The organism is Aeromicrobium sp. 10G20-16 (genome assembly GCF_055809665.1).
Genome location: NZ_CM147919.1, coordinates 1,883,618 through 1,909,155 on the forward strand (window position 1 = coordinate 1,883,618; position 25,538 = coordinate 1,909,155).

Annotated in this window: 28 protein-coding genes; 20 read left to right on the top strand and 8 right to left on the bottom strand. The window is 70.7% G+C overall.

The window, feature by feature from the left end:
• Positions 1–36 precede the first annotated feature (36 nt).
• Genes AC0L5F_RS09505 through AC0L5F_RS09515 form a run of 3 tightly spaced genes read right to left on the bottom strand, consistent with a single transcriptional unit; the run spans position 37 to position 1,498 of the window.
• Positions 37–618, bottom strand: a complete 582-nt coding sequence (locus AC0L5F_RS09505; protein ID WP_473313085.1) for a flavin reductase family protein — start codon at positions 616–618, stop codon at positions 37–39.
• Positions 619–630: 12 nt separating this feature from the next.
• Positions 631–1,212, bottom strand: coding sequence for a hypothetical protein (locus AC0L5F_RS09510; protein WP_473313086.1), 582 nt, complete (start codon positions 1,210–1,212; stop codon positions 631–633).
• Positions 1,213–1,222: 10 nt separating this feature from the next.
• Entirely contained in the window at positions 1,223–1,498 is a 276-nt protein-coding gene (locus AC0L5F_RS09515) for a dihydrofolate reductase family protein (RefSeq protein WP_473313088.1), read from the bottom strand.
• Positions 1,499–1,893: 395 nt separating this feature from the next.
• On the opposite strand from AC0L5F_RS09515, the gene AC0L5F_RS09520 reads away from it, so the two are divergent.
• A complete protein-coding gene (locus tag AC0L5F_RS09520) occupies positions 1,894–2,478 on the top strand; it encodes a TetR/AcrR family transcriptional regulator (RefSeq protein WP_473313089.1) in 585 nt (194 codons plus the stop codon).
• A gap of 16 nt (positions 2,479–2,494) precedes the next feature.
• Here AC0L5F_RS09520 and AC0L5F_RS09525 read toward each other — a convergent pair whose 3' ends face one another.
• Positions 2,495–3,133, bottom strand: coding sequence for a ribonuclease H family protein (locus AC0L5F_RS09525; protein ID WP_473313090.1), 639 nt, complete (start codon positions 3,131–3,133; stop codon positions 2,495–2,497).
• 69 nt (positions 3,134–3,202) lie between these two features.
• Between AC0L5F_RS09525 and AC0L5F_RS09530 the strand changes: the two genes are divergently transcribed.
• Positions 3,203–4,180, top strand: a complete 978-nt coding sequence (locus AC0L5F_RS09530; protein WP_473313091.1) for an aldo/keto reductase — start codon at positions 3,203–3,205, stop codon at positions 4,178–4,180.
• Here AC0L5F_RS09530 and AC0L5F_RS09535 read toward each other — a convergent pair.
• Positions 4,153–5,610 (bottom strand): sensor histidine kinase, encoded by a 1,458-nt coding sequence (locus AC0L5F_RS09535; protein ID WP_473313092.1) that lies wholly within the window; start codon positions 5,608–5,610, stop codon positions 4,153–4,155. The two genes, AC0L5F_RS09530 and AC0L5F_RS09535, sit on opposite strands and share 28 nt — an antisense overlap.
• A complete protein-coding gene (locus tag AC0L5F_RS09540) occupies positions 5,607–6,287 on the bottom strand; it encodes a response regulator transcription factor (RefSeq protein WP_473313093.1) in 681 nt (226 codons plus the stop codon). The genes AC0L5F_RS09535 and AC0L5F_RS09540 overlap by 4 nt, the downstream gene beginning before the upstream one ends.
• Positions 6,288–6,409: 122 nt before the next feature.
• On the opposite strand from AC0L5F_RS09540, the gene AC0L5F_RS09545 reads away from it, so the two are divergent.
• The 18 genes from AC0L5F_RS09545 (at position 6,410) to AC0L5F_RS09630 (ending at position 23,339) form a co-directional block, all read left to right on the top strand.
• The gene (locus AC0L5F_RS09545; protein ID WP_473313094.1) at positions 6,410–6,811 is read left to right on the top strand and encodes a hypothetical protein; all 402 of its coding nucleotides are present in this window, start codon (positions 6,410–6,412) and stop codon (positions 6,809–6,811) included.
• Positions 6,804–7,259, top strand: a complete 456-nt coding sequence (locus AC0L5F_RS09550) for a hypothetical protein (RefSeq protein ID WP_473313095.1) — start codon at positions 6,804–6,806, stop codon at positions 7,257–7,259. Before AC0L5F_RS09545 ends, AC0L5F_RS09550 begins: the two co-directional genes overlap by 8 nt.
• A gap of 3 nt (positions 7,260–7,262) precedes the next feature.
• On the top strand, positions 7,263–8,213 hold the full coding sequence (locus AC0L5F_RS09555) for an FAD:protein FMN transferase (protein WP_473313096.1): 951 nt from the start codon (positions 7,263–7,265) through the stop codon (positions 8,211–8,213).
• Positions 8,210–9,700 (top strand): 2Fe-2S iron-sulfur cluster-binding protein, encoded by a 1,491-nt coding sequence (locus AC0L5F_RS09560; RefSeq protein WP_473313097.1) that lies wholly within the window; start codon positions 8,210–8,212, stop codon positions 9,698–9,700. Before AC0L5F_RS09555 ends, AC0L5F_RS09560 begins: the two co-directional genes overlap by 4 nt.
• A 108-nt stretch (positions 9,701–9,808) precedes the next feature.
• A complete protein-coding gene (locus AC0L5F_RS09565) occupies positions 9,809–10,828 on the top strand; it encodes a LacI family DNA-binding transcriptional regulator (RefSeq protein WP_473313099.1) in 1,020 nt (339 codons plus the stop codon).
• Positions 10,825–11,775 (top strand): ribokinase, encoded by a 951-nt coding sequence (locus AC0L5F_RS09570; protein WP_473313100.1) that lies wholly within the window; start codon positions 10,825–10,827, stop codon positions 11,773–11,775. The genes AC0L5F_RS09565 and AC0L5F_RS09570 overlap by 4 nt, the downstream gene beginning before the upstream one ends.
• On the top strand, positions 11,775–12,179 hold the full coding sequence (gene rbsD / locus AC0L5F_RS09575) for a D-ribose pyranase (RefSeq protein WP_473313101.1): 405 nt from the start codon (positions 11,775–11,777) through the stop codon (positions 12,177–12,179). The genes AC0L5F_RS09570 and rbsD overlap by 1 nt, the downstream gene beginning before the upstream one ends.
• A gap of 8 nt (positions 12,180–12,187) precedes the next feature.
• Positions 12,188–13,678, top strand: a complete 1,491-nt coding sequence (locus AC0L5F_RS09580) for a sugar ABC transporter ATP-binding protein (RefSeq protein WP_473313102.1) — start codon at positions 12,188–12,190, stop codon at positions 13,676–13,678.
• Complete coding sequence (locus tag AC0L5F_RS09585) at positions 13,675–14,700, top strand: ABC transporter permease (protein ID WP_473313103.1); 1,026 nt, start codon at positions 13,675–13,677, stop codon at positions 14,698–14,700. The genes AC0L5F_RS09580 and AC0L5F_RS09585 overlap by 4 nt, the downstream gene beginning before the upstream one ends.
• Positions 14,697–15,680, top strand: a complete 984-nt coding sequence (locus tag AC0L5F_RS09590) for a sugar ABC transporter substrate-binding protein (protein ID WP_473313105.1) — start codon at positions 14,697–14,699, stop codon at positions 15,678–15,680. The genes AC0L5F_RS09585 and AC0L5F_RS09590 overlap by 4 nt, the downstream gene beginning before the upstream one ends.
• Positions 15,681–15,791: 111 nt before the next feature.
• Positions 15,792–16,775 (top strand): deoxyribose-phosphate aldolase, encoded by a 984-nt coding sequence (gene deoC / locus AC0L5F_RS09595; protein ID WP_473313106.1) that lies wholly within the window; start codon positions 15,792–15,794, stop codon positions 16,773–16,775.
• A gap of 1 nt (position 16,776) precedes the next feature.
• Positions 16,777–18,249 carry an aldehyde dehydrogenase family protein gene (locus AC0L5F_RS09600; RefSeq protein ID WP_473313108.1) on the top strand — a complete coding sequence of 491 codons (1,473 nt, stop codon included), beginning with the start codon at positions 16,777–16,779 and terminating at the stop codon, positions 18,247–18,249.
• Positions 18,249–19,148, top strand: a complete 900-nt coding sequence (locus tag AC0L5F_RS09605; RefSeq protein WP_473313109.1) for an aldehyde dehydrogenase family protein — start codon at positions 18,249–18,251, stop codon at positions 19,146–19,148. Before AC0L5F_RS09600 ends, AC0L5F_RS09605 begins: the two co-directional genes overlap by 1 nt.
• Entirely contained in the window at positions 19,148–19,867 is a 720-nt protein-coding gene (locus AC0L5F_RS09610) for a polyamine aminopropyltransferase (RefSeq protein ID WP_473313110.1), read from the top strand. The genes AC0L5F_RS09605 and AC0L5F_RS09610 overlap by 1 nt, the downstream gene beginning before the upstream one ends.
• A gap of 32 nt (positions 19,868–19,899) precedes the next feature.
• The gene (locus tag AC0L5F_RS09615) at positions 19,900–20,163 is read left to right on the top strand and encodes a type II toxin-antitoxin system Phd/YefM family antitoxin (RefSeq protein WP_473313111.1); all 264 of its coding nucleotides are present in this window, start codon (positions 19,900–19,902) and stop codon (positions 20,161–20,163) included.
• A gap of 2 nt (positions 20,164–20,165) precedes the next feature.
• A complete protein-coding gene (locus AC0L5F_RS09620) occupies positions 20,166–20,558 on the top strand; it encodes a type II toxin-antitoxin system VapC family toxin (RefSeq protein ID WP_473313112.1) in 393 nt (130 codons plus the stop codon).
• A 58-nt stretch (positions 20,559–20,616) separates the two neighbouring features.
• A complete protein-coding gene (locus tag AC0L5F_RS09625; RefSeq protein WP_473313114.1) occupies positions 20,617–23,034 on the top strand; it encodes an ATP-binding cassette domain-containing protein in 2,418 nt (805 codons plus the stop codon).
• Positions 23,031–23,339, top strand: a complete 309-nt coding sequence (locus AC0L5F_RS09630; RefSeq protein ID WP_473313116.1) for a hypothetical protein — start codon at positions 23,031–23,033, stop codon at positions 23,337–23,339. Before AC0L5F_RS09625 ends, AC0L5F_RS09630 begins: the two co-directional genes overlap by 4 nt.
• 13 nt (positions 23,340–23,352) lie before the next feature.
• Here AC0L5F_RS09630 and AC0L5F_RS09635 read toward each other — a convergent pair whose 3' ends face one another.
• Together AC0L5F_RS09635 and AC0L5F_RS09640 are read right to left on the bottom strand one after the other, a co-directional pair.
• Positions 23,353–23,721: a hypothetical protein gene (locus tag AC0L5F_RS09635; protein ID WP_473313117.1), complete on the bottom strand. Its 369-nt coding sequence runs from the start codon at positions 23,719–23,721 to the stop codon at positions 23,353–23,355.
• Between the two features lie 131 nt (positions 23,722–23,852).
• Positions 23,853–25,466, bottom strand: coding sequence for a peptide chain release factor 3 (locus AC0L5F_RS09640; RefSeq protein ID WP_473313118.1), 1,614 nt, complete (start codon positions 25,464–25,466; stop codon positions 23,853–23,855).
• Positions 25,467–25,538 lie beyond the last annotated feature (72 nt).

Consider the following 25,538-nt stretch of genomic DNA (forward strand, 5'->3'; position numbering starts at 1 on the left):
CTGGTGAATCGGACTGGTCGGATCAGCCCGGTCGATTCACCGTGGTCGGGGCATGGTGACCGTCGGCGACGGGAGTCCCCAGACCTCGCCACCGAGGCGAGCGACCGGCCGCATGAGGTCGTAGTCGGGCTCGCCGTCGACCATCACGGAGTCCTCGACCGTCATCATCACCACCTCGCCGATGACCAGCTCGGAGTCGCCGACCCGGAGGATCTGGTGCACCCGGCACTCCAGGGAGGCGGGCGATCTCGCCACCCGTGGCGGGGCGACCACCACGCTCCGCGCCATCTCGACGTCGACCGCCGCCGCCTCGTCGACCTCGGGGCCGAACGAGGCGGAGGTGTCGTTGACGGCGTGCATCATCGCCTCGGTGGAGGTGCTGATGACGAACTCACCGGTCTCCCGCACGTTGCGCACGGTGTCCTTGTGCCCGACCGAGGTGAACGTGACCATCGGCGGGTTCGCGCTGGCGACGCCGAAGAACGAGTGCGGCGCGAGGTTGCCGACTCCGTCGACCGACAGGGTCGAGATCCACGCGATGGGCCGCGGCACCACGATGGCGGTCAGCAGTCGGTACGCGTCGATGCCGTCAGCGCCCGGTTCGAGGGAGAGTCGCACGGCGCCAGTGTGTCAGGCCACCTCGACGCGGTTCTGCTCGACGACGCGGCGGTCGATCAGGAGCACGAACGCGGCCCAGCCGGCGGCGAGCAGCAACATCGCGATCGGCCCCTGCGGCCGGAACACGTGGTACTCCCACAGCCCGACGGCCCCGACCATCACGGCCGCCGCCGGCAGCGCACCTCGCAGCCATCCGGTGGCGTGCAGCCCGATTCCGGCTCCGAGGGCGCAGGCGACCACGAAGGCGATGCCGCCGATCTGCTCGAAGTCGCCGGCGATCGGCGAGATGATCCCCAGGCCGCCTGCCTCGGCCTTGGTGATCGCTCCGGCCGCAATCCCGCCGATGATGTCGAGCGCGCTGTAGAACGTCGCATAGGCATAGGCCGCGATCGCGACCAGCCAGGCGGCGCGCCGATCGACGGCCCGCGCCACGAGCCACGGCCCGAGCGCCAGCAGCGGGAACCAGACCAGCAGCCACACGTGGACGTGCTTCCAGTGCTGCGCCGACTCGACGGTGAGGAACTGCGGGTGCGACAGCGCGGTCACGAAGATGACCAACGGGGGGACCACGACGGCAGCAAGCACGGAGCGCATGCTGTCGACGCTAGCCGCGATGAGCCGTTCGGGCTGGACGGACGTACTCGTTGACGACGACCCCGGAGTCGTGGGGTGTGCTGTTCACGAGCTCGAACGCTCCGGCACCGGCTGGCAGGTCGAACAGCGGTCGACCGCGGCCGAGCAGAACGGGGTTGACCTTCAGCACCAGTCGGTCGATCTCGTCGACGAGCTGGGCGGCGAGCCGTCCACCTCCGCACAGCCAGATCCCCGTGCCGGGCTCGGACTTGAGGCGCTGGACCTCGGTGCCGGGACTGGAGGTCACCAGCCGCACCCCGGGCGGGACGTCGACGGCGGCGTGAGCCTCGGGTGAAGACCACCTGCTCGAGATGCGGGTACGGATCGGTCACGCCGTGGTCGAAGCCGGACGCATAGGTGTTCCAGCCCATCAGCACCGTGTCGAACCGATCGCTGGTCGGTTCCACGCCCATCGCCGCGAGGGCATGGGCCGGAAGGGTGTCACGGAAGTCCCGCACGATCATCTCGATGTGGTCGCCCTCGACCGGGAAGGCATCGAACCGTCCGTCGGCGTCGGCGATGCAGCCGTCGAGCGAGACGGCGACGAAGTAGGTCAGCTCACGCATGGGCCCTCCAAGAACTACGACAGATGTTGTGGTAGAGAATATACAACATCCGTAGTGGTTGAGCTAGGGTGAGGTCGTGGCCCGCAACGACGACCGACGCGCCGCGTTGGCCGATGCCGGGCTGCGTGTTCTGGCGCGAGAGGGCGCCCGGGGCCTGACCCACCGAGCTGTGGACCGCGAGGCCGGCACGCCGCTCGGGACGGCCTCCAACTACTTCGACACACGCGCTCGGCTCGTCACTGCACTCGTGTCCCGGATCGCCGAGCGGCTCACGCCGGATCCGGTCGTGCACGCCGAGCTCGCCGCTCGAGCGCCGTCCAAGGCGCTGTTCGCCGAGTACGTGCGTGACATCGTCGAGCGACTCACGACGCATCGCGACGTCACCCTCGCCCTGCTCGAGCTGCGCCTGGAGTCGGCCCGCAACGCGGACGTGGCCGAGGCTCTCGGCGCGTGGCGGCGAGAGGCCTTTGCCGCCGACGTCGCGTTCAACACCGAGGCGGGGCTGCCGGGCGGACGGGCCGACATCGCCCTGTTCCACTACGCGATAGACGGCCTCCTGCTGGACCGACTGACCATCTCCATCGATCCTGCGACGAGCACCGACGCCGTCGTCGACGCGCTCGTCCACCGCCTGCTCCGAGACCGATCCGCGCGGAGCTGAACCAGGTCCGGCCGCATCAGGCCTGCTGGGAGGCCAGCCGCGCAGCGGCGCCGGCGAGCTCGTCGACGAGCTCGTTCATCTCGTGGCCGGCGTGGCCCTTGACCCACTCGAAGGTGACGTCGCCGCGCTCGAGGACCAGGGCGATGAACGGTTCCCACAGGTCGCGGTTGGCCACGGGCTTCTTGGCGCTGTTGAGCCAGCCTCGCGCGTGCCAGCCGCGGTACCAGCGCTGGGCGAAGCAGTTGACCACGTACTGCGAGTCGCTGACCACGTGCACCGGGCCGTCGGGGTGAGCCTTGACCGCCTCGTGCGCGGCGCGGACCTCCATGCGCTGGTTGGTGGTCGACGGGTCGGACCCGGAGTCGTGGTCGTCGGAGTCGACGGCCCACGCCCAGCCGCCGGGGCCGCCGGGATTGACCAGGCACGAGCCGTCGGTGAACACGACCGTGGCGCCCGCGGGGGCGGCGTCTCCGGGCTCCTTGCCCGCCGGGAGGACGGCCGGTGCGGCCGCGGGTGCCGCCTCGGGCGTCAGCGTGCCCTGCGTGCCGCACGCCTGGTGGATCCACTGGCGCGAGGCTCCGACGCCGGTGATGTCGTCACCGACCGCGATCGGCTGCGAGCAGACGCCGCACGTTCCGGGGTACTGGGCGCGCATGACCGTCCTGCTCAGGGAGTTTCCGATGGGGCGGTCACAGTCTAGGGAACCGGGTGCATGATCGAGACCATGGAACCCGTGCGGCTCGGCACCAGCGACCTGTTCGTCTCCCCGATCATCCTCGGCTGCATGAGCTACGGGGTGCCCGACCGTGGCCCGCACCCGTGGTCGCTCGACGAGACCACGAGTCGCGCGTACTTCGAGCAGGCCCTCGAGGCGGGCATCACCACCTGGGACACCGCGAACATGTACTCCGACGGCACCAGCGAGGAGTTCGTCGGTCGGGCCCTGGCCGACCTCGCCCGGCGCGACGAGGTGCAGATCGCCACCAAGTGCTTCTTCCCGCTCGACTCAGAACCCGGCAGCGCCGGACTCTCCCGCGACGCGATCATGACCGCCATCGACGGCAGCCTGCGGCGCCTCGGCGTCGACCACGTCGACCTGTTCCAGATCCATCGCTGGGATCCGGAGGTGCCGATCGAGGAGACGATGGAGGCGCTGCACGACGTCGTGCAGGCGGGCAAGGCGCGCCACCTCGGCGCGTCGTCGATGTGGGCCTGGCAGTTCGCCAAGGCGCAGGAGGTCGCCCGCACCCACGGGTGGACCCCGTTCGTGTCGATGCAGGACCAGTACAACCTCGTCCAGCGCGAGGAAGAGCGCGACATGCACCCGCTGTGCGTCGACCAGGGAGTCGGGGTGATCCCGTGGAGTCCGCTCGCCCGCGGCCGTCTGACGCGCGACTGGGAGGACCAGTCGACCGAGCGCAGCTCCTCTGACCTGGTGACCCGCAACCTCTACCAGGACGCCGAGGCGTCGAACCGTGCGATCGCCTCGGCCGTGGCGCAGGTGGCCGACGGCCGCGGCGTCTCGCGGGCGCAGGTGGCGCTCGCCTGGGTGCGACAGCAGCACGCCGTCACGGCACCCATCGTCGGCGCCACCAAGCCGCACCACCTGCAGGACGCGATCGCGTCGGTCGACCTGACCCTGAGCGCCGACGAGCTGACCGCGCTCGAGGAGCCCTACACGCCGCGCGAACCGGGATTCTGATCGTTCTCGACCGGTGTCGTGTCGCGCGGCTGAACCTGGTCGGGCGCACGCTCGAAGAGCGCCGTGGCCACGACCCCGCGACCGACGCCGGGCTGCAGGCTCACCGACGCACCGCTGACCGCGGCCAGGCGAGCGACGATCGCAAGGCCCAGCCCCGTGCCGCTCGAGTCCGAGTCGGCCCTCCAGAACCGGTCGAAGGCGCGCGCGCAGTCCTCGGCGGACAGACCGCGACCCTCGTCGACCACCCGCAGGCCGACCCCGGCGCCTGACGACTCGACCCTGACATCGATGGCACCTCCGGGCTCGCTGGCCGACATGGCGTTGTCGATGTAGTTGTCGACGATCTGCTCCACCGACGTGGGCGCCGCCACGGTCGGCGCGCTCGCCGGCGCGTCGAGCGTCAGCGTCAGCCCGAGCTCCTCCGCCAACGGCTGCCAGTGCTCGACCCGGCCGCGAACCACCTCGGCCACGTCGACCACCTCGCGAGGGACGTCCGAGGCGTCAGCCCTGCTCAGCAGCAGGAGCCCGTCGATGAGCGTGCCGAGCCTCTCGGCCTCGACGTCGGCCGCGGCTACGCGTTCCCGCGCCGCGGCAGGGTCGGTCTCCAGCAGGTCGATCGCCCGCTCGAGGCGCAGCCGCAGGGCCGTCAGTGGCGTGCGCAGCTGGTGCGACGCGTCCGACGCGAAGGTGCGCTGCTGGGTGACCAGCGTGTCGAGACGGGTCGCCATCTGGTTGAACGAGGCAGACAGCGCCCGGACCTCCGGGGCACCGTCGGTCTCGTTCGCCCGCACCGACAGGTCGCCATCGGCCAGGTCGCCGGTGACGGCCCGCAGGGCGTCGAGCCGTCGGGTCACCCCCAGCGACAGCACGTAGGCCACGACACCGGCGAGCAGGACGGTGGTGAGCGCGACGACGGCCAGCTTGCGCAGCTGGGCGTTGACCGCCCGGGTCACCGTCGCCTGCGGATAGGTCAGGCGGACCGCGCCCAGCACCTGGTCTCCGCTGAGCACCGGGACGGTCACGTACAGCAGCTCGAAGCGCAACGTCTGCGAGTATCGGCTGCCCGTGGCCACCGTCCCCTTCAGCGCCTGGGCGATCTCCGGCCTGCTCCCGTAGGCCGATCCGACGGTCGTGGCCTGGTCGTCGTCACTGGACGCCACCGCGGTACCGGCCGCGTCGACGACCACGACACGGGCACCGCCGTTGTCGCGGTACCGCTGCGCGAGGGCGATGACGCCGGCGTCGTCCGCGGTGTCGGGCGACTGCAGCGCCTCCTCGCTGCGCCCCGCCAGCACGAACGCGTCGCGCTCCAGCGTCGTCATGATGCGGTCGGTCTCGACGCCGCGCAGGTACTCGGCCAGGGGCACGTCCTGCACCAGCAGCACCAGCAGGCCGAGGGCGACGAAGGCCGCCATGAAACGGCGCTTCACGGCGCTGTCGGCTCGACGAGCCGGAAGCCGACGCCGCGGACCGACTCGATCCAGCCCGGGTCGCCCAGCTTCTTGCGGATCGCAGCCACGTGCGCGTCGAGCGTCTTGGTGGTGCCGAACCACGGCGTCTCCCACACGTCGTGCAGGATGTCGCTGCGCCGGTGCACCGCGCCGACGTCGGCGGCCAGGTAGCTGAGCAGGTCGAACTCCTTGGGCGTCAGGTGCACCTCGGCGCCGTCCAGCTCGACCCGCCGCGTGCGCTCGTCGACCGCCAGGGGACCGACCCGTACCTGGGGACGCGCCGCCACCGGCCCGTCGCCGACGGCGCGTCGGGCGACCGCGCGCATCCTGGCCACCAGCTCGCGCATGCCGAACGGCTTCACCAGGTAGTCGTCCGCTCCCATCTCCAGAGCGAGGACCCGATCGATCTCGTCGCCGCGGGCACTGACCACGATGATCGGGACGTTCGACTGCTCCCGCATCCGCCGACACACGTCCGTGCCGTCGACGTCGGGAAGGCCCAGGTCCAGCAGCACGATGTCGGGCGAGAAGTCGTCGAGCGAGCTCAACCCGTCGAGGCCGGTGTCGACTCGACGGGTGGTGAACAGCGCCGGGTCGAGGCCATCGACGATGCCCGACGCCACCGCGTCGTCGTCCTCCACCAGCAACACCCGCATGGGCTCAGTGTGGCGCTCCGAGGAGGTCAGCGCGCCGACTCCGAACCCCTGCAGACCGATCTTGGACGAATCTTGGATCTTCGACGGCACGGCCTTGGATCTGCGGTCCCTAGCGTGAGGACATGAGATCACGAGCAGTCACCATCCTCACGATCGTCGGCGTCCTCGGCGCCGGATCGGCAGCCATGGCCGTCAACGCCGACACCTTCTCCTCGGGACCAGAACCCATCGGCAACGCCGGTACCGTCCTGGTGCCGGAGGTCGACGACGTTCCCGACGCGACGCCCAGCCCGTCGGCCACACCCACGACGGAGGCGACCGAGGACACCCCCGACCCGGAGCCGGCACCGGTGGCCCCGCGCGTGACGACGCCGGCGGCTCCTCCGGCCGTCGCCCCCGCGCCGAGGAGGACGACGCCGCGACCGGCCACGACCTCCCGTCCGAAGTACGAGGACCACGAGTCGGAGGATCACGAGTCCGAGGACCACGACGAGCACGAGCACGGGGCCGAGGACGATGACTAGGGACCGGACGCGGCGCCCCGAGCCTGCTCGCGGCGCCAAGATGGTCACGGCCACCGCCACGGCGGTCGCGTTCGTCGCCATCGCGTCCGGGCTGCAGTCCGCGACCGCCGCCGAGGAGGCCGTGCAGCAACGCCAGCGCCTGGTCGACGACCTCACCGTGCGCGACTGGCGCCAGGCGGTGCAGGCCCGCGACACCGCCGACTCGGTCGAACGGGTGGCTCGCGAGAAGGCGGAGGCCGCGCGCCTGAAGGCCGAGAAGAAGGCACGCAAGGCAGCCACGAAGCTCGCCCAGCAGCGTGCCGCCGCGCAGCAGCGGGCCGCAGCCGTGCAACGTGCCGCCCAGGCGCCAGCGGTGCGCCGCGCTCCGGCAGCCGCGGCGCCGCGTGCAGCCGCGCCTCGTCCCGCTGCACCCCGCGTGAACGCGACGTCCGGCGGGTCGGGCGGGTAGTCGATGACCACCACCCCTCACGAGCAGGCCGACGCCACCTGCTCGTCGCGCACCGAGCCGCTGATGGGCGGCACGGCGACGATCAGCGTCGTCGACGGTCCGCCGCTGCTGCTGGACGCCGCCTTCGAGCTGGCACACCGCTGCGAGGCGCTCTGGAGCCGATTCGTCACGACGAGCGACATCATGCGACTGAATCGTTCGGAGGGCCGCCCGGTCCACGTCGACGATCTGACCGTCGCGCTGGTCGAGTCGATGATCGAGGGGCACCGCATCACCGCGGGTGCGTTCGACCCGACCCTGCTGCCCGACGTGATCGCCGCCGGCTACGACCGCTCGGTGGTCGAACCAGCGCTGCAGACGGTGCTGCCCGCATCGGTGACCACGCCCGGCCGGATGCAGGACGTGCGGGTCGACGGGTGCGACGTCGTGGTGCCGCGCGGGACCACGCTCGACGCCGGCGGCATCGGCAAGGGCGCGGCGGCTGATCGCGTGTGCGAGCTGATCATGGCGGGCGGTGCGGCCGGCGCCCTCGCGGAGATCGGCGGCGACATCGTCGTGGCCGGACAGTCGCCGCAGGGAGGACCGTGGCTGCTCGGCGTGGAGAATCCGCACGCCGCTGCCGACGCCGCCCCCGAGGACCTGCACATCGACGTCGTGCAGCTGACCCACGGATCGCTGGTCACCTCCAGCGTGTCCAAGCGCGTCTTCACCGTCGACGGCAGGCCGACGCACCATCTGGTCGATCCCGCGACCCACCGCAGCGCGACCACCGACGTGCAGACCGTCTCGGTCGTCGCCGCGACCGGCCAGCGTGCCGAGGTGCTGACGAAGGCCGGCTTCCTGGCCGACCCCGATGAGTACCTCGCGTGGGTCGACGACGTCGGTGCCGCCGGACTGCTCGTGCTCCGCGACGGCAGCCGGCTCGAGTCCGAGGGATGGGGAGAGCTGCGATGAACGATCCACACCTGTGGTGGTACGTCACCCGATCCAGCGCCGTCGTGGCGTGGGTCCTGATGACTCTGTCGGTGCTCTGGGGCGTGCTGCTCGCCACGCGGGTGATGCGCCACATCGACAACCCGGGATGGCTGCAGGACCTGCACCGCTACCTCAGTGGCCTGTCGGTCCTCATGGTCGCGCTGCACGTCGTGTCGCTGATCCTCGACACCTACGTCAGCTTCAGTGCGCTCGACGTCCTCGTGCCGTTCTCGACCGGGTACCGACCGCTGGCCTCCGCACTCGGCATCGTCGCGATGTACGTGTTCATGGCCGTGCAGGGCACGTCGATGGTCATGCATCGCCTGCCCCGTCGATTCTGGAAGCTCATCCACCTCGGCAGCTACTCCCTGCTCGGCGTCGTCGCGTTTCACGCCGGACTGATCGGCAGTGACGTCGGCGCTGTCTGGTACACCGTCTTGTCCGTCACCCTGATCGTGATCGCCGCACTGACGGTGATCCTGCGTGTCGTCGTCAAGGAGCGGGTGGAGGCGCTGGCGGCCACCGCGTCGAGGCATCGCGCGCGCGAGACCCGCACCATGATCGTGGTGGACGCCGACCCCATCGCCGAGGGCGTCCTCGGGGTGCGCCTCGCCGCGATCGATGGCGGCGTCCTGCCGCCGTGGCAGCCCGGAGCCCACCTGACGATCCACCTGTCGACCGGCACCCAGAACCAGTACTCGCTCTGTGGCGACCCGGCCGATCGCGCGCTCTACGAGATCGCGATCCGCCGCTCCGACGACGACCTGAGCGGCAGCGTCTGGTTGCACGAGAACCTGCGCAGCGGCGACACCGTGGAGGTGTCAGGCCCGCTGAACCACTTCGAGCTGGTGCCGTCGTCCGCCTACCTGTTCGTCGCCGGCGGCATCGGCATCACCCCGATCAAGGCGATGATCGAGTCACTTCCGGCGCGGCGAAGCTGGACCCTGCACTACGCGGGGCGCAGCCGCCGCTCGATGGCGTTCGTCGACGAGCTCGTCGAGGCGTACCCGGGACGGGTGTTCGTGCACGCCGGCGACGAGGGACGACGGTTCTCCGCCGGTGCCGTCGTCAGCGGCACCACCTCGGTGGTCTACGCGTGCGGGCCCGAGTCGCTCATGCAGGACGTGGCCGATCACGTGCCTCACGAGCGCATGCACCTCGAGCGGTTCGTCGCGCTCGAACGCGTGGGAGCCCCGCCCACCCCGATCGCCGTCACCTGCGCCCGCTCGGACCGGACGATCGACGTCGCTGCCGACGAGAGCGTGCTCGACGCACTCGAGGCCGGGGGCATGCCGGTGCTCGGTTCGTGCCGCGAGGGCGTGTGCGGATCGTGCGAGGTGCGGGTGCTCGGCGGCGCCGCGGAGCACCTGGACTCGGTCAGCGACGACGCCGACAAGGACGCGGCTCGCGTCATGTACCCGTGTGTCTCCCGCGCCCGCGACGGCGCTCTCGTGCTCGACCTCTAGTCGCGCCTCCGTCCGCGTTGACACTGCACCGGGCGGCTCGGTACCGTCACTGTCATCGTTAACAGTGTCATCGATGACACCCCATCGTCCGAGTCGCGCGCAGGAGCCATGACCACCATCCACGACGTCGCACGCGCGGCCGGAGTCTCCACCGCCTCGGTGACCCGGTACCTCGCCGGGCAGACCGTCCGCAGCGCGGACGCGGTCGGTCGCGCCATCGACGAGCTCGGGTACCAGCCCAACCAGGTCGCGCGCAGCCTCAAGTCCGGCCGCCACCACTCGATCGGGGTGATCGTCCCGGACATCTCCAACCCGTTCTTCGCAGCCCTGGTCAAGGGCATCGAGCGCGAGGTGCGTCCGCACGGCCTGCAGGTCATCCTCGGGAACAGCGACGAGGACGCGCAGCGCGAGGAGTCGCTGGTGCAGGAGCTGTCCCAGCGCACCGACGGCATCATCATGGCGCCGCTGTCCGAGCACGACCGGATCCCGCTGCAGCTGATGCGCAGCGGCAAGGCACTCGCGTTCGTCGATCGCGACATCTCCACCGGCCCCGACGTCGACCGCGTCCTGGTCGACAACACCTCCGGAGTGCACCAGGCGATCGATCACCTCGTCGGGCTCGGCCACACCCGCATCGCCGCGATCAGCGGCCCGCTGGACTCCACGCCGGGCCGCATGCGGCACGAGGCCCTGCTGGCCGCGCTGGAGCAGCACGGACTGACGCCGGACGACTCGTTGATCCGGATCGGCGACTTCCGCGAGGCGAGCGGACACGACGCCATGCAGCAGCTGTGGCAGTCCGAGCGTCGCCCCACCGCCGTCTTCGTGGCGAACAACCTCATGACCGCCGGCGCGCTGACCGCCCTCATGGAGCTCGGCGTGTCGATCCCCGACGACCTGTCCATCGTCGGGTTCGACGACCTGCCGCTGGCCGCACTGCTGGACCCACCGCTGACCGTCGTCATGCGTCCGGACGTCGACCAGGGCGCAGCCGCCGCCCGCCTGCTGGTCGATCGCCTCACCGCGACCGACGCACCGCCGACCTCGAGCCTCGTCCTGCCGGTCGAGCTGATCGTGCGCGGCTCCACCTCCGCACCCACCACGACATCGGAAGGCGCTCCCGCATGACCACCCCCTCTCGGCCCGGCGGCGTCCTGGTCATCGGCAGCATCACCGCCGACGTCACCTCCTTCTCCCAGCGTCTGCCCCGCCCCGGCGAGACCCTGCTGGGCGACGACCTCACGCTGGTGCTCGGCGGCAAGGGCGCCAACCAGGCGCTCGCCGCGTCACTGGCCGGCGCCGACACGCAGATGGTCGGGTGCGTCGGCACCGACGCCTTTCAGACGCTGACGCTCGGCGCCCTGGGTGACTTCGGCGTCGACGTCGCCGCGGTGCGCATCGTCGAGGGACCCACCGGGGTCGCCCACATCCGGGTCGACGCCTCCGGCGAGAACGACATCGTCATGGTGCCGCTGGCGAACCGCCACCTCGGACTCGACGACGTCGACGCCGGCGTCCGTGCCGCCGAGGGTCGCGCGTCGGTCCTGCTCACCCAGCTCGAGACCCCGATCGACGTGATGGTCCACGCCGTCCGATCCGCACGGGCCGCCGGGATGACCGTGGTGCTGGACCCCGCGCCGGCCGCCGCCCTCGACGAGTCGATCTGGGCCGAGATCGACATCGTCACCCCCAACGAGACCGAGGCCGCCACGCTCACCGGCATCGCCGTCCACGACGTCGAGTCCGCGCAGGCGGCCGGACAGTGGTTCGTCGACCGCGGCGTCACGCACGCCGTGATCACCTTGGCCTCGCAGGGCGTGGTCGTCGTCGACGCCAGCGGCCCGCGGCACCACCCGGCGATCCGTGTCGACGCCGTCGACACCACGGCAGCCGGAGACGCCTTCGCCGGCTACCTCGGTGCCGGACTGGCCAGCGGCCAGTCGCTCGACGACGCCCTCCCCCGAGCCATGGCCGCCGGGGCCATCGCGGTCACCCGGCGGGGCGCCTCGCCCAGCCTGCCGGCCGGTCCCGACGTCGACACCTTCATGAACACCCACCGCCAGGAGCTGGTCTGATGCGCAAGAACTCCGCGACCCTCAACGGACAGCTTTCCCGGGTCATCTCCGAGACCGGTCACACCGACCTCGTGGTCGTCACCGACGCCGGGCTGCCCATCCCGCCCGGCGTCGAACGAGTCGACCTGGCCGTGCGACCGGGCCTCCCCGCCTTCCTCGACCTGCTCGACACGGTGCTCGACGAGCTCGTGGTCGAGGGCGCCACGGTGTCTGCAGAGATCCGTGAGCACAGCCCCGACATGCTGCGGGCGCTCGAGCAGCGGCTGACCCCGCTCGGCGTGACGATCGACTTCGTCCCCCACGTCGAGTTCAAGGACCGGACCCGTGGCGCCCGGGCCGCGGTCCGATCAGGCGAGTTCACGCCCTACGCCAACGTGATCCTCCACGCCGGCGTGGCGTACTGAGGCCCGCCATGCGCATCGAGCTGCACGACATCCACAAGAGCTTCGGCGACAACGAGGTGCTCTCCGGCGTCGACCTGCACGTCGAGGGCGGCGAGGTGATCGCCCTGGTCGGCGAGAACGGTGCCGGCAAGTCGACGCTGACCCGCGTCATCTCCGGCGCCCACCAGCCCGACCGCGGACGCATCGTGATCGACGGCGAACCGGTGACGCTGCCCACGCCGCAGTCCGCGATGGGACACGGCATCCAGGTCATCTACCAGGAGTTCCGCCAGAACATCTTCCCCCACCTCTCGGTGGCCGAGAACCTGTTCACCCTCGACGAGCAGGCCGAGTTCGGCCGCTGGTTCGTCAACAAGTCCAAGATGGCCGCCCGCGCCCGCGAGCTGCTGGACCTGATCGGGCTCGACATCGACCCGATGACTCCGGTGGACCAGCTGTCCGTCGCACAGATGCAGATGCTGGAGATCGCCAAGACCGCCGGTCACGACATGCGCCTGCTGATCCTCGACGAGCCGACGGCCGCCCTGGACGAGCAGGAGTCGGAGCGCCTCTTCGAGCAGATCGAGCGCCTGCGTGCCTCCGGCGTCGCGATCGTCTACATCAGCCACCGACTCGAAGAGGTCTTCCGTCTCTCCCAGCGCATCGCGGTGCTGCGATCCGGCGGCGTGGCGCTGGAGCGCGCGACGTCGGAGCTCAGCGAGCGCGAGGTCGTCTCGGCGATGGTCGGCCGCACGATCGAGGACTTCTATCCCAAGGAGACCCACACCAGCGACGAGGTCGCGCTCACCTGCACCGACCTGAGCGGCGCGGACTTCTTCGGCGTCGACCTCACGGTGCGGGCCGGCGAGGTGCTCGGCATCGGCGGCGTGTTCGGCTGCGGCAAGGGCAGTGTGCTGCGCGCCCTGTTCGGCCTGACGCCCACGACGGCGGGCGAGGTCGCGGTCGCCGGAACACCCTTCCGGCCGAGCTCGCCGGAGCGCGCCATCGCGGCCGGGCTGGGCTACATCGCGCCGGACCGGCAGGCCGAGGGGCTGTGCCTGCAGCAGTCGGTGTCCGACAACATCTCGCTGGCCAGCCTGGACCGCTTCACGACCGGCGCCGTCGTGCGGCGTGCGGCCGAGCGCGCAGCCACCGACGAGATCATCGACCAGCTGGCCATCCGCACGCCGAGCGGCGCGGCGGAGGTCGGCACCCTCTCGGGCGGAAACCAGCAGAAGGCGCTGTTCGGCGGGTGGGTGATGACCGGCCCCAAGGTCCTCATGATGGAGGAGCCCACGCGTGGCGTCGACGTCGGCGCGAAGGCCGAGATCTACCGGATCATCAACGAACAGGCCGCCGCCGGCGTCGCGGTCATCCTCGTCTCGTCGGACCTGCCCGAGCTCGTGGCGATGTCCGACCGTCTGCTGGTGATGCGGCAGGGCCACGTCGTGGCCGAGCTCACCGGCGACGACCTCACCGAGCAGAAGCTGCTCGAACACGCATTGGAGAGTGCCGCATGAAGACCGTGATCTCGTCCCTGAACCGCGAGCTGCGGGCCGTGTGGATGCTGCTGTTCGTCTGCGTGATCCTGTTCATCGCCACGCCACTGTTCCTGACCGGCAGCAACCTGTTGAACGTCCTGCTCGCCGTGTCGGTCACCGCGATGCTGGCCGCCGGGCAGACCTACGTGATCATCCTGGCCGAGATCGACCTGTCGGTCGGCGCCATCCTGGGCATCTCCAGCATCGTGGCCGCCTTCGTGCTGCGCGACCAGCCGCTGATCATCGGCCTGCTCGCGGGGTGGGCCGTCGGTGCGCTGGCCGGTCTGATCAACGGCCTGCTGGTGACCAAGCTGCGGATGCCGTCGTTCATCGCCACGCTCGCGATGATGTCGGTGCTGGCGGGCCTGACCCTGCAGTTCAGCCAGGGCAACCCCGTCTCCATCGACAACCGGGGCTTCCTGGACATCGGCCAGTCCCGCGTGCTCGGCGTCCCGACGCCGGTGTGGATCATGCTGATCGCCTTCGTGATCTTCGGACTGCTGCTGTCGCGCTCACGGTTCGGCCGCCACGTCTACGCCGTCGGTGACAACGCCGACGCGGCTCGACTGGCCGGCATCAAGGTGCACCGGGTCAAGATCCTGGCCTTCGTCATCAGCGGCGTGCTCTCCGCGACCGGCGGCTTCATCCTGGCCGCCCGCCTCGGCACCGCCCAGCCCACCGCCGGCAGCGGCCTCGAGCTGGCCGCGATCGCCGCGGTCATCATCGGCGGCACCAGCCTCGCCGGCGGCCGCGGAGCACTGGTCGGCACCCTGATCGGCGCCCTGCTGCTCGGCGTCATCGACAACGGCCTGAACCTGCTGGACGTCTCCCCCTTCCTGCAGGGGGTCGTCAAGGGTCTGGTGATCCTGCTCGCGATCTTCCTGGATCGCAACTCCGATCGTGTCCGGTCGCTCGTGCGCCTGGTCCGTCCACCGCGAGGGCCTGGCTCGGGCAACCCCGCTGACATCGCAACACCCACCACCACTGGAGGAACACCGTGAAGACACCCAAGAAGACCGTGGCGATCGCGCTCACCGCGATCACCCTGCTCGGGGCCTGCGGCCGCGGCGGCGACGAGACCGGCGCCGACAAGTCCGTCAAAGCCACCCTGGTCATCAGCACCCTGAACAACCCGTTCTTCGTGTCCGTCGCCGACGGCGCGAAGGAGGCCGCCAGCGAGGCCGGAGCGTCTCTGGACGTCCAGAACGCGAACAACAGCGACCAGACCGCGCTCAACGCCACCACCACCGCGCTGACCAAGAAGCCTGACGTCCTGATCATCGATCCGGTCGGCAGCGAGTCCGGCGGCACGATGACCGAGGCGGCCAACGCGGCCAACGTCCCGGTCGTCGCCTTCGACCGCGAGCCCGCCAGCGGCAAGCTGGCCAGCTTCATCGGCTACGACGCCATCCAGGCCGGCAAGGAGGCCGCCAAGTCGCTGGCCGAGGCGATCGGCGAGAAGGGCAAGGTCGTCGAGATCCAGGGCATCCTGGGCACCAACGTCGCCCAGGACCGCAGCAAGGGCTTCAACGAGGGCATCGCGGAGTACCCGAACATCCAGGTCGTGGCCAAGCAGTCCGCCGACTTCGACCGTGGCAAGGCGCTCGACGTCATGACCAACGTGCTGCAGGGCAACTCCGACATCGACGGCGTGTACGCCGCCAACGACGAGATGGCCCTCGGCGTCGTGGCCGCGCTCAAGGCGCGTAACCTCGACGGCAAGGTCAAGGTCGTCGGCAACGACGGCATCGGGGACGCCCTCAAGGCCATCCAGGCCGGCACGATGTACTCCACGCACGCGGAGTCGCCGTTCGTCCTGGGCAAGAAGGTCGTCGACCTGAGCCTGAAGGTCGCCGCCGGCGACACGGTCAAGAAGAACACGGTGCTGGAGGGGACGCTGGTCACCAAGGACCAGGTGGCCGAGTTCTGCGCCTTCCTCACCAAGGAAGGCGATACTGAGACCTGCAAGGGAATCAGCTGATCCACGTCATCGGCTGAGGTCGCACCTGCCACGCGGGTGCGACCTCGGTCGCGGTGGGCGCCCCACCAACCCAGCCACCAAGCCACCAGCCACCCAGCCCAGGAGCACATGATGAGCGCGACACCCCCCGCCACCGGGGACCGCACCGCGGCAGACCTGCGCGCAGCCGTTGGCCTGACCGACACGGACGACGCCTCGCTGCGCGGGTTCCTGCAGGGTCTCCCCGCCGTCGACCCGGTCGGCCTCGAGGCGCGGGCCGCCCAGCTGGCGAGCCGCTCGATCAAGAAGGACACCAAGCGGGCGCTGATCGACCTCGCCATCAGCATGGTCGACCTCACGACGCTCGAGGGTGCCGACACCCCCGGCAAGGTGCAGGCGCTGTGCCGCAAGGGCGTCAACCCGGACCGCGAGGTGCCCGGCACCCCGTCGGTGGCGGCCATCTGCGTGTATCCCGACCGCGTCGCCATCGCCAAGGAGGCGCTGCAGGGAACCGGCGTGAAGGTGGCCTCGGTGGCCACGGCCTTCCCTGCGGGCCGCTCCTCGCTGGAGATCAAGCTGGCCGACACCCGCCTGGCCGTCGAGGCCGGTGCCGACGAGATCGACATGGTCATCGATCGCGGCGCGTTCCTCGCCGGTGACTACGCCACCGTCTTCGAGCAGATCGCCGCCACCAAGGAGGCCTGCGGGACCGCACGCCTCAAGGTGATCCTCGAGACCGGCGAGCTGGCCACCTACGACAACGTGCGGCGCGCTTCCTGGCTGGCGCTGCTGGCCGGCGGCGACTTCATCAAGACGTCCACCGGCAAGATCGCCCCCGCGGCCACCCTGCCCGTCACCCAGGTGATGCTGCAGGCGGTGCGCGACCTGCGCGACCTCACCGGAGCCCAGCGCGCCGTCAAGCCCGCCGGCGGCATCCGCACCACCAAGGACGCCATCGCCTACCTCGTGCTGGTGCACGAGGTCGCCGGCCCCGAGTGGCTGGACCCGCACTGGTTCCGCTTCGGCGCCTCCGGCGTGGTCAACGACCTGCTGATGCAGCGCCGCACCCAGACCCAGGGCCACTACTCCGGCTCCCGCTACGTGAGCGTGGACTGACATGAACGAGGACACCCCCACCACCATGGACCTGACCTACGCGCCGGCGCTCGAGTCGGCCGCCATCGCGGCGATCAAGCCGCGATACCAGATGTTCCTCGACGGCGAGTTCGTCGACGGCGGCGGCGACGACCTCGACAGCATCAACCCCGCCAGCCTCGAGGTCCTGACCACCGTCAGCACCGCGTCGTCGGCCGACGTCGACCGCGCGGTGGCTGCCGCACGCAAGGCCTTCACCGGACCGTGGTCGCGCATGGGCGGCGCCGAGCGCGGCAAGTACCTGTTCCGCATCGCGCGCGCCATCGCCGAGCGCTCGCGCGAGCTGGCCGTGGCCGAGTCGCTCGACAACGGCAAGCCGATCCGTGAGTCGCGTGACTTCGACGTGCCCACCGCAGCACAGCACTTCTTCCACCACGCCGGGTGGGCCGACAAGCTCGGACACCTCGGCTACGGCCCCGATCCCCGTCCGCTGGGCGTGGCCGGGCAGGTCATCCCGTGGAACTTCCCGCTGCTGATGGCGGCGTGGAAGATCGCGCCCGCCCTCGCGGCCGGCAACACGGTGGTGCTGAAGCCGGCCGAGACCACGCCGGTCACGGCCCTGATCCTCGCCGAGATCATCGCCGACGCCGGTCTGCCGCCGGGTGTCGTCAACATCCTGCCCGGCGCCGGCGACGTCGGCTCCGCCCTCGTCGGCCACGACGGCGTGGACAAGGTCGCCTTCACCGGCTCCACCCCGGTCGGCAAGCGCATCCAGTCCGAGCTGGCCGGCACCGGCCGCAAGCTCACGCTCGAGCTGGGTGGCAAGGGCGCCAACATCGTGTTCGCCGACGCCGCCATCGACCAGGCCGTCGAGGGCGTCGTCAACGGCGTGTTCTTCAACCAGGGTCAGGTCTGCTGCGCCGGGTCGCGTCTGATCGTGCAGGAGTCGATCGCCGAGGAGTTCGTCGACCGGCTCAAGAAGCGCGTCGAGACGCTGCGGGTGGGCCAGCCACTGGACAAGAACACCGACGTCGGCGCGGTCAACTCCCAGATGCAGTTCGACAAGATCACCGGGCTCACCGAGGTCGGCACCGACGAGGGCGCCACCGCCTGGACCAGCAGCTGCGCACTTCCGGAGCAGGGCTGGTTCGTCGCACCGACGATCTTCACCGAGGCTTCGGCCTCCATGCGCATCGCGCGCGAGGAGATCTTCGGCCCGGTGCTCACCACCATGACGTTCCGCACGCCCGAGGAGGCGCTGGCCAAGGCCAACAACACGCCGTTCGGCCTCTCGGCGGGCGTCTGGACCGAGAAGGGCTCTCGCGCCATGGGCATGGCCGCGGGCCTGAAGGCCGGCGTCATCTGGGACAACACCTTCAACCGGTTCGACCCGACGGCGTCGTTCGGCGGGTACGGCGAGTCCGGCTTCGGCCGCGAGGGCGGACCGTCGGGCCTGGCGGCCTACCTCGACACCGACGACGAGGGAGCGCTCTGATGGCACGCATCACCGTGGCCAAGACCTACAAGCTGTACATCGGCGGCGCGTTCCCGCGCTCGGAGTCCGGCCGCACCTACCAGGTGCACGACGAGAAGGGCACGCTCATGGCCAACGCCGCTCTGGCGTCGCGCAAGGACGCCCGCAACGCCGTGGTCGCGGCCCGCAAGGGCTTCGGCTCGTGGGCCGGTGCCACCCCGTACAACCGGGGCCAGGTGCTGTACCGCGTCGCGGAGATGATGGAGGGGCGTCGTGCCGAGCTGGCCGACCTGCTCGTCAGCTCGCGCGGGCTCACCGCAGCCCAGGCGCGCGCCGAGGTCGACGCCTCGGTGGACCGCGTCGTGCACTACGCCGGCTGGACCGACAAGCTGCCGGCGGTGTTCGGCGGCGCCAACGCGGTGTCGGGCCCGTACTTCAGCTACTCGGCCCCCGAGCCGTGCGGTGTCGTGGCAGTCGCGGCGCCGACCGACTCCGGGCTGCTCGGCCTGGTCTCGGTGGTGCTGCCGGTGATCGCAGCCGGCAACAGCGTGGTGGTCGCGGCGTCCGAGGCCGACCCGTGCGTGGCCGTCACGTTCGCCGAGATCCTCGCCACCAGCGACCTGCCCGGCGGCGTCGTCAACGTGCTCACCGGGCGCCTCGCCGAGCTGATGCCCTGGCTCGCGTCGCACGCCGACGTCAACGGACTCGACCTCACCGGTGTCGACGCCGCCGACCGTCCCGACCTGGAGCGCGCGGCGTCCGACACCGTCAAGCGCGTGCTGGCACCCGGCACACGATCAGGCCGCCAGCCCGACTTCACCGCCACTCCCGGGACCATGCGCCTGCGGGCGTTCCTCGAGACCAAGACGGTGTGGCACCCGGTCGGCGCGATCTCGCTGGCGGGTGGCTCGGCCTACTGATGGGCCTGTTCCGCGAGATCGACTTCCAGAGCACGCCCATGGGCGAGCTGATCCTGCGCGAGCGCTGGGACCCGATCGCGCAGCAGGACCTGCTGGAGATCAAGCTGAACGACGAGTTCCTCATGTCGAGCCTGTTCACCGTCTCCGAGACGGCGTTGGGCACGCTGGCCATGCAGGAGTCCACCGCCTTCGACGAGCTGGACGTGGTGGTCGGCGGCCTCGGCCTCGGCTGCACCGCGCTCGCCGTGCTCGAGGACCCGCGGGTGCGCCATCTCGTGGTCGTCGACAACCTGCCCCAGGTGATCGACTGGCACCAGCGACACCTCATCCCCGCGGGGATCACGCTCTCGACCGATGAGCGCTGCCGGCTCGTGCACGGCGACTTCTTCGCCGGACTGCGCCCCGATGGCGAGCTCGACGCCGAGCAGCCCGGCCGCCTCTGGCACGCCGTCGTCCTCGACGTCGACCACACGCCGCGACACCACCTGCACCCCAGCCATGCCGACCTCTACACCCCGGCCGGGCTGGCCCGGGTGGTCGAGCGCCTGCACCCCGGCGGCGTGTTCGCGCTGTGGTCCGACGACCCGCCCGACGACGACTTCATGACGACGCTCTCCGCGTCGTTCGCCGAGGCCCGCGCCGAGGTGGTCGAGTTCGACAACCTGCTCACCCGCGGCACCTCCAGCGCCACCATCTACCTCGCCCGCACGCCCGAGTGATCTCGTTGCTACACTCTGCTACGGAGGGTGGCATGGACACGATCCCGCACCGCGAGCTGCGCAACAACAGCAGCAAGATCTTGGCGCGCGTGAAAGCCGGCGAGACCATCGCCGTATCCAACAACGGGGAGATCGCGGCCGTCCTCGTGCCTCCCGGAGCCGATCCGTACGACCAGATGATCGCGTCCGGCCTCGTCACCCCGGCTGCGTCGCCCGGCCGAGCCCGGCAGATCGCGCGATCACGCACCTCCGTCTCGTCCGCCGACGTCCTCGACGACCTGCGCGGCGACCGTTGAGCGTGCTCCACTACGCCGACACCTCGGCCTGGCTCAAGCTGGTGCACGACGAGGCCGAGACCGAGGCGATGCTCGACCACCTGGCCGACGTGCAGGGCTCTGGCGGACGGTTCGTCGCCTCTCACCTGCTCGTCACGGAGCTGGTCCGTGCAGCACGGCGGCTCGACGTCACAGCGGAGGCGATCAACGACGCGATCGGCGAGATCGACCTCGTCCTGCCCACCGCGCAGACCTACGGTCTCGCGGGCCGACTTCCCGGCCCCACGCTGCGTTCTCTCGACGCGCTGCACCTGGCCGCGGCCATCGAAACTCGGGCCGATGCCTTCATCACCTATGACGAACGCCAGGCCGCAGCAGCCGTCGATGCCGGCATCCGGGTCGTGAGCCCGCGCTGACCGTCGGGTCCGCGCCCGGCCATCTGCCGCGTCCGTCGAGCCCCCGTAGGTTGGACAGGTGCCACAGACCCCTGACACCGATCTGCACGGCACCTCCCTACCTGCCGGATCCTCCGGCTGGATCCGCGTGCGTGGCGCGCGCGAGCACAACCTGCGCGACGTCGCGCTCGACCTGCCGCGCGACTGCTTCGTGGTGTTCACCGGCGTGTCCGGATCGGGCAAGTCCTCGCTCGCGTTCGGCACCCTGTTCGCCGAGTCGCAGCGGCGGTACTTCGAGTCCGTCGCGCCGTACGCACGCAGGCTGCTGTCACAGGTGGGCGCCCCCGAGGTCGACACCATCGACGGACTGCCGCCGGCCATCGCGTTGCAGCAGGCCCGCGGGTCATCGAACGCCCGGTCGACGCTCGGTACGCTGAGCTCGCTGTCAGACGTGCTGCGCCTGCTCTACAGCCGCGCAGGCACCTACCCCGACGACGCGGCGCATCTGCCGGCCTCGGCGTTCTCCCCCAACACCGCAGACGGCGCATGTCCCACCTGCGCAGGCAGCGGCGTGGCGCGCAGCACCACCGAGGAGCTGCTCGTCCCGGATCCGACGCTGTCGATCGACGACGGCGCGATCGGCGTCTGGGCCAACCGGGCATGGGTGGGACAGAACGCGCGACGCATGATCACCAAGCTCGGCATCGACATCCATGTCCCCTGGCACACCCTCGACCAGGCCGACCGCGACTGGATCCTGTTCACCGACGAAGAACCGCGCATGCTCCTGATGGGCAACAAGGGCGGGGAGCAGAGCCAGTACCACGGCCACTGGTCGTCGGCGGAGAAGTACCTGATGCGCAACCTCGCCCGGACCCAGTCGGACTCCCAGCGCGAGAAGCTGGAGGCGTTCCTCGCCGAGGGCCCATGCCGGACCTGCCACGGCAAGCGACTGCAGCCCGCCGCACTCGCCGTCACCTTCGACGGCATCGACATCGCCGACATGAGCGCGATGGCGCTGTCGCAGGTGTGCGAGCTGCTCGACTCCGGCCTCGAACAGCAGGCGCTCGGAACCGATCGCCACGGCGCCGCCGCCTCGTCGGCGGCACGCTCGCTCGTCAAGGACTTCGCGGCCCGCGTCGAGGCGATCATCAGCCTGGGCCTCGGCTACCTGTCGATGGACCGGTCCAGCACGGCCCTGTCGCCCGGCGAGCTGCAGCGGGTGCGACTGGCCGGACAGGTGCGGGCCGGCCTGTTCGGGGTGCTGTACGTGCTCGACGAGCCGTCTGCCGGACTGCACCCCGCCGACTCCGAGGCGCTCTACGCGGCGCTGCGCGAGCTGGTCGCCACCGGCAACTCGCTGTTCGTCGTGGAGCACGACCTGTCGATCGCCCGCAACGCCGACTGGGTGGTCGACGTCGGCCCGAGCGCCGGCGTGCTCGGCGGCGAGATCATCCACAGCGGGCCGCCCGAGGCCCTCGCCGACGTCGAGTCGCTGACCGCCGACTTCATGTTCGATCGTGTCGACGCTCCGGCGGTCGCGCCGCGCGACCCCCGCGGCTGGCGCACCTTCGACCACCTGACGCTGCACAACCTGCAGGACGTCGAGCTGCGGCTTCCCCTCGGTGTCCTGACGGCGATCACCGGCGTCTCCGGCTCGGGCAAGTCGTCGCTCCTGACGGCGATGACCGAACGTCTGCAGTCCGACGGCGACGTGCGCATCGTGTCGATCGACCAGAAGCCCATCGGCCGGTCGCCCCGGTCGAACCTGGCCACGTACACCGGCCTGTTCGACGCCGTGCGTCGCATCTTCGCGGCGACCGACGAGGCGACGGCGCGGGGCTGGGGCGCGGGACGGTTCTCGTTCAACGTCGAGGCCGGCCGCTGCCCCACCTGCGAGGGCGAGGGCTTCGTCGCCGTCGAGCTGGTCTTCCTTCCCACCAGCTACTCGTCGTGCCCCACGTGCCAGGGCTCGCGCTACAACCCCGAGACGCTCGAGGTGACCTACCGCGGCTGCGACGTGGGGCAGGTGCTGGCGATGACGGTGCAGGAGGCTTCGGAGTTCTTCGACGACGTGCCCGGCATCGCCCGTGCCCTCACCACGCTGCTCGACGTGGGCCTGGGCTACCTGACCCTCGGACAGCCGGCCACGGAGCTGTCCGGCGGCGAGGCGCAGCGCATCGAGCTGGCCACCGAGCTGCAGCGTCCTCGCCGCGGCGACACGGTCTTCGTGCTCGACGAGCCCACAGGCGGACTGCACCCGGTCAACGTGCGTGACCTCGTTCGGGTGCTGGGCAGGCTCGTCGAGACCGGCGACACGGTGGTGACCGTCGAGCACGACATGCAGGTCATCGCGGCGGCCGACTGGGTCGTCGAGCTCGGGCCCGGCGGTGGCGGCCAGGGCGGCACGGTCGTCGCCGCGGCCACGCCGACCGACCTGCTCGACGTGCCCGGCAGCGTCACCGCGCCCTACCTGAAGCGTGCACTGTCGCGGTGACCGAGGGGGACGACGCGCGGTGGATGGTCATCAAGGGGCGGCGATGGAGGAGAACCGACCCGAGCCTGCCAGCCGACCTGGTCGAGGCTCTGACGTCCCATCTCGGCCGCGGCCGCTCGGGCGTGCGCAACGCCAAGAAGCACGGCGACGACGACGCCGTCGCGGCCGCACGAAGGCGCACCGACCTCGCCAAGCACGGCCTTGGCGAGCGCGGCCCGACGTGGTGGGACGAACCCGAGTCAGCGCGCCTGGAGCGCGCCCGCGAGGCGCTCGGCCTGCTCGACGCGATGGACCGGCCGACGTGAGCGCACGGCGAATCTAGTCGCGGTCCTCCGCACGCCAGGCGCGCCACTCGTCGATGTCCGCCTGCCGCCAGCCCCAGATCTCGACCGCCTCGACCTCGGAGATGGCCTCAGTGCGCACGAGGTCCAGGTGATGGGCGTAGCCGGTGGCCCACTGGCCGACCGCCCACATGAGGCGGCCCACGCTGAGGCGCCGCCCGAGCCCGAGGTTCCAGGCCCACGGCTTGGGATCGATCAGGCAGAACGAGTCGCAGCAGTCGCGACCCTCGTGCGTGCAGCACAGCTCGTCGATGACCAGCGCGATCATGGCCACGAGTCCCGACGCCTGTCGCGTCTCGACCGTGAACTCGCCGGATGAGTGGAGGTGGCTCTCGCAGATGTACACGGACTGCTCCCGTCAGGTATGCCCGAAGGCTGAACGAGACCGGCCCTAGCTGGGCTGGCCTGGCTCGTACATCTGACGGATCTGGCTCACGGGTTCACCGTAAGGCTTCAGACGCCGGCCGACCAGCTTCGTCACGCGGCGTCGGCGGCGAGCGACTCGAGCTCGAGCATCGGGTGGTCGCGCACGATGCGCTGCATGCGCCACTTGTCGACGAACACCGCCAGCAGGGTGCCGTCGGTGCGGGTGAGCACCTCGGCGCCGGGTTGGTCGTTGACGGTGGCCGCGCCGGCCGCGCTGACCTGCCGCGCCAGCTGGTAGTCGAGGTGGTCGAGGCTGACCTCGGTGGAGAACTCGCGTCGGAGGCGGTCGACGACCACCTCGAACTGCATCGGTCCCACGGCCGCCAAAACGGGGGCCTGGTCGCCGCGCAGGTCCGAGCGCAGCACCTGGACCACGCCCTCGCGGTCTAGCTGTTCCATGCCGCGGCGGAACTGCTTGTGCCGGCCGGTGTCGCGTGCCCGGATGACGGCGAAGTGCTCGGGCGCGAAGCTGGGGATCGGAGGGAACGTCACCGGGGTCTCGGCGTAGAGGGTGTCGCCGATGGACAGGGCCGAGGCGTTCACCAGGCCGATCACGTCGCCCGGGTAGGCGATCTCGGCGGTCTCGCGGTCGCGGCCGAACACGCTCTGCGCGTACTTGGTGGCGAACGGCCTTCCGCTCTGCGCGTGGGTCAGCACGTCGCCGCGGTGGAAGACGCCCGAGCAGATCCGCGCGAACGCCACGTGGTCGCGGTGGGCGGTGTTCATGCCGGCCTGGATCTTGAAGATGAAGGCACTGAAGTCGCTGTCGACGGGCCGCGGCTTCTCGTCGGCGTCGGGTCGAGCGCGAGGTGCCGGGGCGATCGTCAGCATCACCTCGAGCAGCTGGCTGACGCCGAAGTTGAGGGCTGCGGCCGCGAACAGCACCGGGGTGGTGCGGCCGGCGAGGAAGGTCGTCTCGTCGTGGGTGCCGCCAGCTTCCGACAGCAGCTCGACCTCCTCGGACGCGGCGGTCCACACGTCGCCGAACAGCTCGGCGGCCTCGGCCGGGGTGTGGATCACCTGCCCGGCGATGGTCGCGCCGCCGGCCGTCCGCTGGTACTCGATGCAGGTGCCGTCGCGACGGTCGAGCACTCCGCGGAACTCCCCCGCGATGCCCACCGGCCAGGTGAGCGGGGTCGGGGTGATCGCGATGCGCTGCTCGATCTGGTCCAGCAGCTCGAGCGGATCGAGGCCGGGGCGGTCCCACTTGTTGATCACGGTGATGACCGGGATGCCGCTGCGCCGGCAGACGTCGAACAGCTTGAGCGTCTGCGGCTCCAGGCCCTTGGCGCCGTCGAGCAGCATCACGGCGAAGTCGACAGCGGACAGCACCCGGTACGTGTCCTCGGAGAAGTCGGAGTGGCCGGGGGTGTCGACGAGGTTGAACACCCTGCCCTCGTACTCGAACTGCAGGGCGGTCGAGGAGATCGAGATCCCTCGCGCCTGCTCCATCTCCATCCAGTCCGACACGGTGGCCTTGCGCCCCGCCTTGCCGTGCGTGGCGCCGGCCTCGGTGATCGCGTGCGCGTGCAGCGCCAGCGCCTCCGTGAGCGTCGACTTGCCCGCGTCCGGGTGCGAGATGACGGCGAAGGTGCGGCGCCGAGCGGCCTGCACCATCACGTCGGTCGAGGATTCCGGCGCGGTCGTCGAATGGCCAGAGCTCATGGTGCGACGGTAACGGACGCCGCGGTGTGGCCGGCGTCGCGTGGTGGTCTCGATCCTGCGTGACCGCGGCGT